Below are 12865 nucleotides of genomic sequence, written 5' to 3' on the forward strand. Positions count from 1 at the left end.
CAGGAGCAGCTAAATGGTAATGCTGCGCTACGCGGTGTATCGCTTTTTCACGATGCTGCTGACACTGCTTGTGGTGTCGGTTCTAATCTTCGTGATCATCAACCTGCCGCCTGGCGATTACCTCAGCAACCAAATCGCCGAGCTTCAGGCCTCAGGGCAATCCGCCGGTGTGGCCAAGGCCGAATTCTTGCGTACCGAATACGCGCTGGACCGTCCGATGTGGGAGCAATACCTGATCTGGATGGGCTTCTGGCCCGGCCCCCATGGGTTTGAGGGGCTGATTCAAGGCAACTACGGCTGGTCCTTTGAATTTGACCGCCCGGTGGCCGAGATTGTGGGCGACACCCTGTGGCTGACCGTTGTGGTGAACCTTGCCGCAATCCTGTTTGTCTATGCGGTCGCTTTGCCGCTTGGTGTCCTTGCGGCGGCACGATCACGGACGTGGATCGACTATACCTCGGCCTTTGTGGGCTATCTGGGTCTGGCCACACCGAACTTCCTGCTGGCCCTAATCCTATTCTACTACGGCCACCAATATTTCAACCTGCCCATCGGCGGGCTCATGGACCCGATTTACGAGGGTGAGCCGATGAGCTGGGACAAGATAAAATCCATACTTCTCCACCTGATTGTGCCAACGTTTGTAATCGGTACCTCGGGCGCTTCGGCGATGATGCAACGGCTGCGCGCGAATATGTTGGACGAGCTGGGTAAACCCTATGTGGAAACCGCCATCGCAAAAGGCATGGCTCCGTCGCGGATGCTGACCAAATATCCGCTGCGCGTGGCCTTCAACCCCTTTGTCGCCGATATCGGCAACCTGCTGCCCTCGATGGTGTCGGGGTCGGTTCTGGTCTCGGTGGTGCTAGGGCTGCAAACCATCGGCCCGACCTTGCTGACCGCGCTGAAGACGCAGGATCAGTTCCTGTCTGCCTTCATCCTGATGTTCGTCGCACTGCTGACGCTGATCGGGACAATGATTTCGGACATCTTGCTGGTCATGTTGGACCCGCGAATTCGGTATGAGGGGCGTGAAGCATGACCAAACGCTCTGACGGTCGCTATGTCGACGATGCCCCCTTCGATCCAGACGCCGCCCTGCAACAGCTCGAGCGAGCTGATCTGGACGCCCCCAACTGGCTGCTGGTCTGGCGCAAATTCCGCACCCACAAACTGGGCTTGATCTCGGGTATCTTCTTGCTGCTGTGCTACCTGATGCTGCCCTTTGCCGGGTTCATTGCCCCCTATGGTGCGAATGAACGCAATGACGAGCATCTTTATGCCCCACCCCAAAGCGTCAACTGGTTCCACGAAGGCGAATTCGTCGGTCCGTTTGTCTACCCGACAGTGATCGAGGCCGACCTTGAGACCTTCCAGTGGAAAGCCGTGACCGACACCAGCGATCCGCGCCCGCTCCAATTCTTCTGTGAAGGGGCCGAGTACAAGCTGGCGGGGCTGATCAAGTCGGACACGCATTTGTTCTGTGCGCCCGAAGGGGCAACGCTGTTCCTGTGGGGGTCCGACCGTCTGGGTCGGGATGTCTTCAGCCGCATTCTTTATGGCGCGCAACTGTCGCTGACCGTGGGCCTGATCGGCATCTCGGTGTCGTTCTTCCTAGGCATCCTGTTCGGGTCGATGGCGGGTTATTTCGGCGGCAAGATCGACTGGGTCATCAACCGCGTCATCGAGATTCTACGCTCACTGCCCGAACTGCCATTATGGCTGGCCTTGTCTGCAGCGGTGCCCTCGAACTGGAGCCCAGTGGCAGTGTTCTTCATAATCTCGATCATCCTCGGGATACTCGACTGGCCCGGCCTTGCCCGTTCCGTGCGCGCAAAATTCCTGTCGCTGCGCGAGGAGGAATACGTGCGCGCGGCCGAGATGATGGGCGCAAGCTCGGGCCGGGTGATCCGCAAGCACCTGCTGCCCAACTTCATGTCCCACCTGATCGCCTCGGCCACTTTGTCGATCCCGGCGATGATCCTTGGCGAAACGGCGCTGTCCTTCCTGGGCCTTGGCCTGCGGGCCCCTGCGGTCAGCTGGGGTGTGATGCTGAATGACGCGCAAAACCTCGCCTCGATCGAAATCTACCCGTGGACGGCCATCCCGATGCTGCCGATCATCGTGGTTGTGCTGGCTTTCAACTTCCTTGGCGACGGGCTGCGTGACAGTCTCGACCCCTATCAGCAATGACACTGGTTTCGGCGCTTCCTGACCCGGAAAGCTATCGAGTAATCGGAAGCGGAGCGCGGCCCAGCGCCTTTGCCGTATCTGAACTGGCCACCGCCAGCTTTGCCGCGGTGGGGCAAGAGCTGGCGCGCTTGATGGTGTCCCTGAACCTGACGTCCAGCGCGCCCGACGTCACGGTTGATCACCGGCTGGCTTCACTGTGGTACGGGTTTTCCTTCAAGCCCGAAGGGTGGGAGATGCCGAGCCTCTGGGACGCCATCGCCGGGGATTATCAAGCTTCTGACGGGTGGATCAGGCTACATACCAACCTAGCGCGCCACCGACTGGCCGCATTGAAAGTGCTCAAGATCGATGCGAACCGCGTTGCTGTCGCTCAGGCCCTCAAGACATGGGCTATCGCCGATCTGGAAACCGCCATCGTGGCCGAGGGCGGCGCCACCGCCGCAATGCGCAGCAGGGCCGAATGGCTGGAGCATCCCCAAGGCCGGGCGGTGTCGCGTGATCCGTTGATCAGCTGGCACAACCCCCGCCAGATCATGCTGCGCGACCGTCCAAAGGCCACGGCCAAACGGCCGCTTCAGGGCCTGCGCGTTCTGGACCTGACCCGCGTTCTGGCAGGCCCCATTGCCACCCGCACTCTAGCCGGGATCGGGGCCGAGGTTTTGCGTATTGATCCGCCCGGCTGGGACGAACCCGGCGTGATCCCGGATGTCTCGCTGGGCAAACACTGTGCCTATCTGGATCTAAAGTCGCCCGCCGGAATGGAGACATTACAGGAATTGCTGTCTCAGGCGGATGTGTTCGTGCATGGCTATCGCCCAGGCGCGCTGGATGCGCTGGGGTTGACGCAAGCGAAACGGGACGCGATTGCGCCCAACCGGGTCGAAGTCACATTGAACGCCTATGGCTGGCAGGGGCCATGGGCGAACCGGCGCGGATTTGACAGCCTTGTGCAGATGAGCGCAGGCATCGCCGATACTGGCCGCATCTGGGCCAAGGCAGACAAGCCGACGCCCATGCCGGTGCAGGCGCTGGACCACGCAACCGGCTATCTGATGGCCGCCGCCGTGCTGTCTGCTCTGGCCGAGGCCGCCCAAGGTAACTCAATCATGCAGGCCCGCTTGTCCCTTGCCCGAACTGCTGAATTGCTGGCCATTCTCAGCAAGTCCGAAACGTCTGAGGATATCGAAAATGCCAACCCGACCGACTATGCCCGCACGCCCGAGGAATCCGGCTGGGGTGTCGGTCATCGTCTAAAACCGGCCCTGAGGTTGAGCACAACGGACATGCACTGGCCTCAGCCTGCATCGAAACTGGGCACGTCCCAACCCGTCTGGCCAACGCTGAAGCCCTAGCGCATCCGCCGCGCGGTACGCGCGGCCCGGCCCAACGCTTTGGGTGGCGTTACGTCAGAAACGCGGCCCAAAGGGGCGGGAGCACGTCCTATCTGTCATCCCCTCCGCCGGGGCCGATATCGTCCAGATAATCTTCGTCAATCGCGGCCTGAACCGCACCTGTCACCGCCTCGCGCTGTTTCGGCGTCAGGTCTTCGGGCGCTTTCTCATCGGCCAGACGCACCGTTACCTCGCGGTGCGCAAACCGGATACCTTCGCGGGCGAACAATTCGCGGATTTCCTGATAGACCTTTTTGCGCACCAACCACTGATCACCCGGCTTGGTCATGAACTTGACGCGGATGATCATCGCGGAATCTTGCATCTCGATCACACCCTGCGACTTGAGCGGCTGGATGAAATTGTCGCCGATGACCGGGTCGCTCAGCAATTGCTGCCCCAGCTTCTTGATCAGTTTGCGTACCTTCTCGACATCAGTGTCATAAGTTACGCGCAAGGGTAACTTCATGATCACCCAGTCACGGGAATAATTGGTCAGCACCTTGATCTCACCAAAAGGAATGGTGTTCAGCGCACCCAGATGATGACGCAGCTGGAACGACCGGACCGATATTTTCTCGACAGTGCCTTTCACATCACCAATGTCGATATATTCCCCTTTGCGGAACGCATCATCCATCAGGAAAAACGCCCCCGAGAAAATATCCCGCACCAGCGTCTGCGATCCAAACCCAACGGCCAGACCCACAACACCCGCGCCCGCAAACAGGGGGCTGACATTGATGCCCATTTCCATCAGCGCGATCAGCGCAATGGTTACGACAACCACCGCCAAGATCGCCCCCCGGAACAGCGGCAGCAGAGTGGCTAGACGGCTTTGCCCGCCTTCGCCACCTTCATCGCCCAGCTCGGCCTCGGCCCCGCCATCGTCAATCTCTTCAGCAATCTTGCTGTCAATCCAGATGCGGAAGAAATGGAACAGGACATAGCCAATGAAGATGATCACCATCACGTCCAGGAAACGCTCGATAGGCAGTTCCTCGCTCCAGCTGGCATCCGGGTTCCAGATGACGACCAGCGCGTAAAGCCCAACCACAAAGGCCAGAATACCAGCCACACGGCGCGCCAGATCCTCGTACGTCACGATGGAATGCGCGCGTTTTTCGGCCAGAGGGGTCTCGATTAACTCCTCCTCGGGCGCATCGGCGTCTTCGGCGTTCATCTCCTCCATCTGGCGATTGCGGTCGAAATACCGCTCAAGCAGATAGTTCATCGCACCGTAAGCGATCACCACCGACATAAAGATGGCATAGCTACTGGCCACGATCGGGATCGAGTTCTGGTTTTCAAGCACCAGATCGACAGCCAGTTTGAACCAGCTGAACACGATATAGACGATCAGCGCAGGTGCCCAAGCCAGCGAGATGAAACGCAGGATCCACGACACTTGTTCCTTGGTACGTCCGCCCCGGATGGCATGGGAAATGGCACGCCCATTGAACGCGATCATCAGCAAATTGCCCAACGCACCCAACATGGTCAGGCCGCCATAGACCATGGCATAAACGTTATAGTTCAGCCCGAAATCCGCGACCCAGGTCGAAAACATCACGACCGAGATGTCATAGGTCGCAATCGCCGAAGCCCAGATGTAAAGCCGTTTGGCGTCCCGGTCCGAAAACGGCGGCAGGCGGTACTGGCTAAGATAGGGCGACAGCACCATACGCCACAGATCGGACACCGTGCGCGACAGGAAGAAGGCCGCGAATATTGCCGTGACCGTGAACTGGATCGAGATATCCTCAGCCTCGCCGAAAAACAGGAATCCAACGATCAGGGCCATCAGCATGGCAAAGATCGTACCCCCGATCCCCATAAGGAAGCGGAACACCAAAAACGGCATTTTTTCGCGGTAGCCCTGCGGGTTTTCCTTGGATCGCGCGACCACGATTCCCTTGGCGATGCGCTTGCCGTAAATCTCAGTTGACAGCCACCGTCCCAGCAACAGGAACAGGATGTTCCAGAACAACACCTCGACATAGGTCTGTATTCGGCCATCGGGGCTGGTTTGGCGCAGGACGTATTTCACCTCGAAAATCGAATAAGGCAGCGCCTCAAGCCGCGACTGCATCGACTCGCGGAATTTCGAAAACCGCTCCTGCGCCTTCATCAATTGCGACCCATCGGCCATCGGGTCGCCTGCGGCGTCCTGATTGGCCTGTGCCGGTGCACCCGACGATACGATTTTCCCCGCACTGTCGATGACGATAACGCTGGCACCAGCCTCGGTTGCTGAGCGGATCGCAGCAGCCATATCCCCATCTTCCGAGGCCTCGTCGGTGCTGTCCGCACCCGTTGTGTAGCCGGGAATGAGCGATGTTTGCGCTTCAGCTCCGCCTGCAAAAGTCAACGCGATTGCCCAGGTCAACAGCGCAAAAACGGCAAATAATCTTGTTGTCATCGGGTCTTTCATCCACGTCCGCATTTGCCCCGCAGCCTATAGAAGCACAATCCCGTGTTCAAATGCTCAACAGATGTCGACCCCAGTTCGTCTTTCCACGTGTTCCCACCGCAATAGCGGTGACCGAAGTATTTCCATCGCGATGGAAAGTGAATAAGACCGGGCCGGACAACAATTGAGGTTTTCGACCCGGAACCTGATGTAAAGCAAAGCGACGTTGGGCCATTTCATTGCAACATGTAGCCAAATCGCAATGTTTGTCGGTTTTGACCCGCCGGAACCGCGTTTTTTGCAAGCCGACCGAAAACAAATACGATAGAAGTGCACCCGCGCGGACATGCACCAAGACACGGACACAGGCAAAAGTATGAGCCTTAAAAGAAAACAGAAAATAGCCGGACGTGCGCCCCGTATTCTGTTCTACAGCCACGACACCTTTGGTTTGGGTCATCTGCGCCGCTCGCGTGCTCTGGCCGCTGCGATGACACAGGCGGACCCTTCGGCCTCGGCACTGATCCTGACCGGCTCGCCCGTTGCCGGGCGGTTTACCTTTCCGCGTCGGGTGGATCACGTTCGTCTACCCGGTGTTACCAAACGCGCTGACGGGTCCTATGCCTCACAGACCATGGGCATGGGTATCGAAGAAGTGACCGAACTACGCTCGGGTTTAATCCGAACGTCAGTGCAGCAATTCGATCCGGATGTGCTTATCGTCGACAAGGAACCTACCGGCTTCCGGGGCGAGCTGCTGCCGACCCTTGACTGTCTGATGCAAAGCAGAAGAACCAAAATGGTCCTTGGATTGCGCGACGTTCTGGATGAGCCCGAGGTTCTGGCCGCTGAATGGGATCGTAAAGAGGCGGTCGCTGCAACCGAGGCCTATTATGACGAGATCTGGGTCTATGGGCTACGCTCGATCTACGACCCGACACGTGGCTTACCGCTGAGCCCCGAGGTGCAATCGCGCATCCATTGGACCGGCTATCTGCGCCGTGATCTTGGCCCCGTGGGCGAACCGCCCGAGCAGCCATATATCCTGATCACCCCCGGAGGGGGCGGCGACGGCAAGGCGATGGTGAACCTTGTTCTGTCGGCTTACGAAAAAGACCCCACCCTGTCGCCCCGCGCCGTGCTGGTCTATGGTCCGTTCCTGTCGGGCGAGTTGCGGGACGATTTCGAAACGCGCGTTGCGGCGTTGAACGGTCGCGTGACTGCTGTCGGCTTTGAATCCCAGATTGAAACCCTGTTTGCCGGGGCCGCCGGTGTCGTCTGCATGGGCGGCTACAACACGTTCTGCGAAGTGCTGTCCTTTGACAAACGCGCCGTCATTGTTCCTCGCACGACCCCGCGTCTGGAACAGTGGATTCGCGCCTCGCGCGCAGAAGAGCTGGGGCTGGTGCGGATGCTGGACGAAAGCCGCGATGGCCTGACTCCCGAGGCAATGATTGCAGCCATTCGCGCCCTGCCCGATCAGCCCCTGCCGTCCCAAGCCATTGGCGACGGGCTGTTGGAAGGGCTAGACTATGTCACGGACCGCGTTGACGCCCTGCTGAACGGAGAACAGGAACGGGCTATCGGATGACATCTGCGCCTCCTAATCTGGCGGTGCTGGTCAAAGGGTGGCCGCGCCTGTCGGAAACGTTCATCGCTCAGGAACTGGTTGCATTGCAGGATGCGGGCCATCGGTTCGACATCTGGTCACTGCGCCATCCCACCGACGTCAAACGCCATCCGCTGCATGACCGGTTCAAGGGTCAGGTGCATTACCTGCCCGAATATCTGTATCAGGAACCCCAACGCGTCTGGGCCGCGCGCCGTGCCGCGCAGGCCCTGCCCGGTTATGCCGAGGCCTACCGGATCTGGCGTGCAGATCTGCGCCGCGACCCGACCCAAAACCGCATTCGCCGCTTTGGTCAGGCTTGCGTGCTTGCAGCCGAATTGCCGCAGGACACGCGAGTCATGTATGCGCATTTTATGCACACGCCGTCCTCGGTCGCGCGCTATGCCGCCATCATGCGCGGCCTGCCGTGGAGCTTTTCCGCCCACGCCAAGGATATTTGGACTTCTCCTGATTGGGAAAAAGCTGAAAAGCTTCAGGCCAGCACCCATGGTGCTGCCTTTGGTGCAACCTGCACAGCCATCGGCGCCGCGCATCTGCGCGACCTGGCCGACGATCCCAAGCGGGTCGAACTGATCTATCACGGATTGGACCTCAGCCGCTTTCCTGCCCCGCCCGAGCGCACGCAGCGCGCACCTGACGCGCCGTTTCACATGATCTCGGTCGGGCGGTTGGTCGAGAAAAAGGGCTTTGATCGCCTGATTGATGCTTTCACGTTGTTGTCCGAGGGTCTGGACTGGCACTGGACGCATATCGGCGGCGGCACGCTGGCCGATACACTGGCCAGGCGTGCCGAAGTTGCCGGGCTTGCAGGGCGGATTACCTGGAAAGGGGCCTGTGACCAGCCCGAGGTGATCGCGGCCATGCGAAAGGCCGATCTGTTCGTCTTGCCCAGCCGCATCGCGGCCGACGGCGACCGAGACGGCCTGCCCAATGTGTTGATGGAGGCCTCGTCGCAAAAGCTGCCGATCCTATCCACACCGGTTTCGGCCATACCAGAATTTATCGACACCGGAATCCATGGGCTGTTATCTGAGGATGCGCCCGCCGCACTGTCCGCAGCGATCACCCGGATGGCGCAAGACCCTGCTGAGGCGATGCAGATGGCCGGTAACGCCTATGACCGCCTGATCGCCGAATTCCGCATGGATCCCGGCATTGCTTTGCTGTCAAAACGGCTGAGCGCATTGGGGGCGGACCGGGGCTGATGGCACGCGTTGCGTTCTACACTCCGATGAAATCCCCAGACAGTCCAGTGCCGTCCGGCGACCGGGAAATGGCGCGCAACCTTTTGGCAGCGATTGGTGCGCAGGGGGACACGGTCGATCTGGTCTCGCATCTGCGCGTTTTCGACAAAACCGGTAATGCTCGGGTGCAGGATAAGCTGCGCACCGAGGCTGACGCCGAGGCCCAACGCCTGATCCATACGCTCTCGCTGGATACAGCCCTGTGGGTGACGTATCACAATTATTACAAGGCACCCGACCTGCTGGGCCCGCGTATCAGCCGGGCGCGGAATATCCCCTATGTGCAACTGGAAAGCACGCGCGCGACCAGCCGTCTAACCGGCCCGTGGGCCGGGTTCGCCGAAGCCGCCCATGAAGCCTGCGATGCGGCGCAGGTGATCTTCTACCACACGGCCAACGATCTGATCACACTGGAACGTGAAAGATATGGGTCACAACACCTGATTGAACTGCCGCCCTTCCTGCCCCGTGCGGACCTACCGGATGCGGCGGCTTGTGAAGGCCCCATGCTGGTCGTCGGGATGATGCGGCACGGGGACAAGCTAGCCTCGTACCAGATTCTGGCACAGGCTCTGGCGTTGCTGGACGGCGCGTGGTCTCTGGATATCGCGGGCGATGGCCCGGCGCGGGCCGAGGTTGAGGCTCTGATGGCACCTTTTGGGGCGAAGGTTCGTTTTTTGGGCCAGTTGGACCGCGCCGATATGCAGGCGCACTATCAAAAGGTGTCGCTGCTCGTCTGGCCCGGCGTAAACGAAGCCTACGGCATGGTCTATCTTGAGGCGCAATCCTGCGGCCTGCCGGTCGTTGCGCAAGACCGTCCGGGCGTGCGCGACGTTCTGGCCCCGTCGTACTACCCAAAGGTCGAGGACGGCCCGGCCGGGTTGGCGCACCGGTTGCAAACCCTGTTGGCCAATCCCTCACTGCGCCGAGACATTGGCGCTGCGGCCCAAGCGCATGTTGCCGCGCGCCATCTTCAACCCGCCGCCACCAAACGCTTCTGGCAAGCGGTGCGACCCCTGATCGGGGGGCAGAAATGACCCGGCTTGCCTTGCTCCGCCATGGTCATACGGCATGGAACCGCGCCGGGCGTATCCAAGGGCGCAGCGATATCCCATTGGATGACGCGGCCCGGTCCGAGCTTGCGACTTACGCATTGCCCGCGCCTTGGGATCAGGCGGCGCTCTGGTCCAGCCCCCTGAAACGCGCGCAGGAAACAGCGCGTCTGGTGGCCGGGCGCGACCCTCTGACCGCAGAGGCGCTGACCGAGATGAATTGGGGCGATTGGGAAGGGTTGCGCGGCGTTGATTTACTGGCTGAGCCCGACAGTGGCTATCGACATATCGAAGATTGGGGGTGGAACTTCCGCCCCCCAAACGGCGAAAGTCCGGCCGAAGTTCGCGACCGTCTACGCCCGTGGTTAGGTTGCCTGACGGGCGACACGGTTGCTGTCTGCCATATCGGCATCATGCGGGTCATTCTGGCGCAAGCTTGGTCTTGGGAATTTGATGGACCCGCCCCTTTCAAAATCAAACGGAACCGGCTTTATATCATTGATATGAAGACCATGCGCGCCCAGACCGAACCTCTCCGCCTGATCAAAAGGGATGGCGCGGCATGAAGGTGATGATCGTCGTCACTCATCTGTTGGGCACGGGGCACCTGAGCCGCGCGCTGACATTGGGGCGCGCGTTTGTGCAAGACGGCCATCAGGTTCTGGTGGTAACGGGCGGAATGCCTGCGCCGCAGCTGAATGTGACGGGCATGACCTTGCTGGGTCTGCCGCCGCTGCGCTCGGACGGAACAGATTTCACCCGGCTGCTGACCCAGACCGACGAAGTTGCCGATGTAGCATATCTGGCCGGGCGGCAGGCAGCTCTGGTTGAGGCGGTGCGCAGTTTTGCCCCTGATGTGCTGATAACTGAACTATTTCCGTTTGGCCGACGGTCCCTGAGCGCTGAGTTCATTGCCTTGCTCAAGGCCGCCTCTGCACTGCCCAAACGACCGGTCATTTTGGGCTCGATCCGGGACATCCTTGCGCCGCCCTCAAAACCAAGCAAAGCCACGCGCGCAGAAGAGATCGTGCTGACCACATACGATGGGGTTCTGGTGCATTCTGACCCGCAGATGGTTTCGCTGGACGTAAGCTGGCCAGTGTCAGAGCGATTGCGCCCAAGGCTGTACTACACCGGGTTTGTCGCCCCGGAAGCGGCCCCTCCACACCCCGACGCGTTGGGGCAAGGTGAGGTTCTGGTCAGCGCGGGCGGAGGCTCGGTCGGGCAGCCGATCTTTCGCGCGGCCATCGAGGCCGCCCAAAAGATGACCAACAGGCGCTGGCGCCTGCTGGTTGGGGGGCAGGACGCTCAGGTGCGCATTGCTCAACTGTCGGATTTGGTGGGCATCGCCAATGTCACCGTGGAACCCGTGCGACCCGATTTTCGCCAGATGCTGCGCCACGCCGCAGCCTCGGTCAGCATGTGCGGCTACAATACAGCACTTGATATTCTTCAGGCCGCGACACCTGCGGTCTTTGTCCCGTTCGATGACGGCAATGAGGTCGAACAGACCCTGCGCGCCCAAAGCCTATCGGATCAGCCGGGGGTCGCATTGGTTGCCAGCCACGATCTGAGCGGTGCATCCCTTGCACAGGCTGTAGACCGCGTTCTGAACGCACCCGCGCGGCCCGTTCCCGACCACGGATTTGACGGCGCGGCCAAATCTGTCGAGATCGCCAAGGCTCTGCTGGAGCGTCGGGGATGAAGGTCGATTGGCACTCTCTGGAAGCAGAACTGGAACTGTGGCGGCAAGAGGGATTGTCACTGCCGCTTTGGTGGCGGGATGACGATGCGATCACCACAACCCCGCAATTGGAGCGTCTGACTCAGCTGTCCGACGCGCTTGGGCTGCCTGTTCATCTCGCCGTGATCCCACGGAATGCCGATCACGCTTTGGCCGACTATGTACAGGCACATTCAGCGCTAGTCCCAGTCGTCCACGGCTGGGCGCATCAGAACCATGCTCCGGCGGCCGAAAAGAAAGCCGAATTCCGGCTGCACCGACCCTTGCCCGAGATCATGAAAGACGCCAAAGCCGGGCTGGATAGGTTGACCACCCTGTTTGGGCACCGGCTACGGCCGCTATTCGTGCCCCCGTGGAACCGTATCGCGCCCGAAGTAGTGCAGAACTTGCCCACGCTGGGTTTCACAACACTTTCGACCGCGACACCGCGCAAAATCGCGCAAACCGCACCGGGGCTGGATCAGGTGAACACCCATCTAGACCCGATTGACTGGCGCGGCACGCGCGGGCTGATCGCGCCGGATCAGCTTGTCGTCCAGACCGTCGATCTGCTTCGCGACAGGCGTTTGGGACGCGCGGACAACGCCGAACCCTTCGGCTACCTGACCCATCATCTGGTTCATGATGACGACATCTGGACCTTCACCCATGACTTCTTGCGGCGGCTTCTGGATGGGCCCACGACCCTCTGGACTGCCCCCGAGACCTTACGGAGACCTCAATGAGCCGATTGGATTCCATGCTGCGCCGCCTGACTGCCCAGCGCGACGGGCTGAACTGGGCGGTCGCGCAGATAGCGGACCACCCCGGAGACGTTCTGGACATGGGTCTTGGTAATGGCCGGACCTATGACCACCTGCGCGAAATCCTACCCGACCGGCGCATCTGGGTGATGGACCGGGTGCTGCAATGCCACCCCTCCAGCACCCCCCCTGCCGAGGATTTCCTGCAAGGCGAAGCTGAACCCATGCTGGAAAAACTGGCCCAGGGCGGGCCGAAGATCGCCATGGCACACTATGATTTCGGGCGCGGCATCAAGGCCGATGACGTGGCCGAAGCCGCCCGCCTCAGCCCCTTGATCGCGCAGGTCATGTTGCCCGGAGGGCTGCTGATCTCGGGGCAACCACTGGTAGGTTTCGACCAAATCACCGGGCCCGAAACCATCGCGCCAGACCGCTACCTGTTCTATCGCGCCTGA

General features: G+C 60.5%; 11 protein-coding genes. 10 read left to right on the top strand and 1 reads right to left on the bottom strand.

Translation table 11 applies throughout. The features are described from left to right. Positions 1–13 precede the first annotated feature (13 nt). The 3 genes from ACR0DB_RS03970 to ACR0DB_RS03980 are packed head-to-tail and all read left to right on the top strand — an operon-like array spanning position 14 to position 3545. On the top strand, positions 14–1042 hold the full coding sequence (locus tag ACR0DB_RS03970; RefSeq protein WP_480549018.1) for an ABC transporter permease: 1029 nt from the start codon (positions 14–16) through the stop codon (positions 1040–1042). Next, entirely contained in the window at positions 1039–2193 is a 1155-nt protein-coding gene (locus ACR0DB_RS03975) for an ABC transporter permease (RefSeq protein ID WP_170769880.1), read from the top strand. The genes ACR0DB_RS03970 and ACR0DB_RS03975 overlap by 4 nt, the downstream gene beginning before the upstream one ends. Next, on the top strand, positions 2190–3545 hold the full coding sequence (locus ACR0DB_RS03980) for a CoA transferase (RefSeq protein WP_480549020.1): 1356 nt from the start codon (positions 2190–2192) through the stop codon (positions 3543–3545). The genes ACR0DB_RS03975 and ACR0DB_RS03980 overlap by 4 nt, the downstream gene beginning before the upstream one ends. 88 nt (positions 3546–3633) lie before the next feature. Here ACR0DB_RS03980 and ACR0DB_RS03985 read toward each other — a convergent pair whose 3' ends face one another. Continuing rightward, positions 3634–6006 (bottom strand): mechanosensitive ion channel domain-containing protein, encoded by a 2373-nt coding sequence (locus tag ACR0DB_RS03985; RefSeq protein ID WP_480549022.1) that lies wholly within the window; start codon positions 6004–6006, stop codon positions 3634–3636. Positions 6007–6373: 367 nt separating this feature from the next. On the opposite strand from ACR0DB_RS03985, the gene ACR0DB_RS03990 reads away from it, so the two are divergent. From ACR0DB_RS03990 to ACR0DB_RS04020, 7 genes are read left to right on the top strand one after another with little or no spacing between them, the layout of a single operon-like run. Next, entirely contained in the window at positions 6374–7588 is a 1215-nt protein-coding gene (locus ACR0DB_RS03990; RefSeq protein ID WP_480549024.1) for a glycosyltransferase family protein, read from the top strand. After that, positions 7585–8832 (top strand): glycosyltransferase family 4 protein, encoded by a 1248-nt coding sequence (locus ACR0DB_RS03995; protein WP_480549026.1) that lies wholly within the window; start codon positions 7585–7587, stop codon positions 8830–8832. The genes ACR0DB_RS03990 and ACR0DB_RS03995 overlap by 4 nt, the downstream gene beginning before the upstream one ends. Continuing rightward, positions 8832–9908 carry a glycosyltransferase family 4 protein gene (locus tag ACR0DB_RS04000; protein WP_480549028.1) on the top strand — a complete coding sequence of 359 codons (1077 nt, stop codon included), beginning with the start codon at positions 8832–8834 and terminating at the stop codon, positions 9906–9908. Before ACR0DB_RS03995 ends, ACR0DB_RS04000 begins: the two co-directional genes overlap by 1 nt. Beyond that, entirely contained in the window at positions 9905–10489 is a 585-nt protein-coding gene (locus ACR0DB_RS04005) for a histidine phosphatase family protein (RefSeq protein ID WP_480549030.1), read from the top strand. The genes ACR0DB_RS04000 and ACR0DB_RS04005 overlap by 4 nt, the downstream gene beginning before the upstream one ends. Then, positions 10486–11628: a glycosyltransferase family protein gene (locus tag ACR0DB_RS04010; protein ID WP_480549032.1), complete on the top strand. Its 1143-nt coding sequence runs from the start codon at positions 10486–10488 to the stop codon at positions 11626–11628. The genes ACR0DB_RS04005 and ACR0DB_RS04010 overlap by 4 nt, the downstream gene beginning before the upstream one ends. Next, a complete protein-coding gene (locus ACR0DB_RS04015; protein WP_480549034.1) occupies positions 11625–12392 on the top strand; it encodes a polysaccharide deacetylase family protein in 768 nt (255 codons plus the stop codon). The genes ACR0DB_RS04010 and ACR0DB_RS04015 overlap by 4 nt, the downstream gene beginning before the upstream one ends. Next, positions 12389–12865, top strand: coding sequence for a class I SAM-dependent methyltransferase (locus ACR0DB_RS04020; RefSeq protein WP_170782954.1), 477 nt, complete (start codon positions 12389–12391; stop codon positions 12863–12865). Before ACR0DB_RS04015 ends, ACR0DB_RS04020 begins: the two co-directional genes overlap by 4 nt.

It is taken from the genome of Ruegeria sp. AB6, assembly GCF_056542685.1.

What these genes read in the sequence shown, in the direction of transcription:
- ACR0DB_RS03970 (WP_480549018.1), top strand. Translation starts at nt 14, where the DNA reads ATGGTAATGCTGCGCTACGCGGTGTATCGCTTTTTCACGATGCTGCTG.
- ACR0DB_RS03975 (WP_170769880.1), top strand. Translation starts at nt 1,039, where the DNA reads ATGACCAAACGCTCTGACGGTCGCTATGTCGACGATGCCCCCTTCGAT.
- ACR0DB_RS03980 (WP_480549020.1), top strand. Translation starts at nt 2,190, where the DNA reads ATGACACTGGTTTCGGCGCTTCCTGACCCGGAAAGCTATCGAGTAATC.
- ACR0DB_RS03985 (WP_480549022.1), bottom strand. Translation starts at nt 6,006, where the DNA reads ATGACAACAAGATTATTTGCCGTTTTTGCGCTGTTGACCTGGGCAATC.
- ACR0DB_RS03990 (WP_480549024.1), top strand. Translation starts at nt 6,374, where the DNA reads ATGAGCCTTAAAAGAAAACAGAAAATAGCCGGACGTGCGCCCCGTATT.
- ACR0DB_RS03995 (WP_480549026.1), top strand. Translation starts at nt 7,585, where the DNA reads ATGACATCTGCGCCTCCTAATCTGGCGGTGCTGGTCAAAGGGTGGCCG.
- ACR0DB_RS04000 (WP_480549028.1), top strand. Translation starts at nt 8,832, where the DNA reads ATGGCACGCGTTGCGTTCTACACTCCGATGAAATCCCCAGACAGTCCA.
- ACR0DB_RS04005 (WP_480549030.1), top strand. Translation starts at nt 9,905, where the DNA reads ATGACCCGGCTTGCCTTGCTCCGCCATGGTCATACGGCATGGAACCGC.
- ACR0DB_RS04010 (WP_480549032.1), top strand. Translation starts at nt 10,486, where the DNA reads ATGAAGGTGATGATCGTCGTCACTCATCTGTTGGGCACGGGGCACCTG.
- ACR0DB_RS04015 (WP_480549034.1), top strand. Translation starts at nt 11,625, where the DNA reads ATGAAGGTCGATTGGCACTCTCTGGAAGCAGAACTGGAACTGTGGCGG.
- ACR0DB_RS04020 (WP_170782954.1), top strand. Translation starts at nt 12,389, where the DNA reads ATGAGCCGATTGGATTCCATGCTGCGCCGCCTGACTGCCCAGCGCGAC.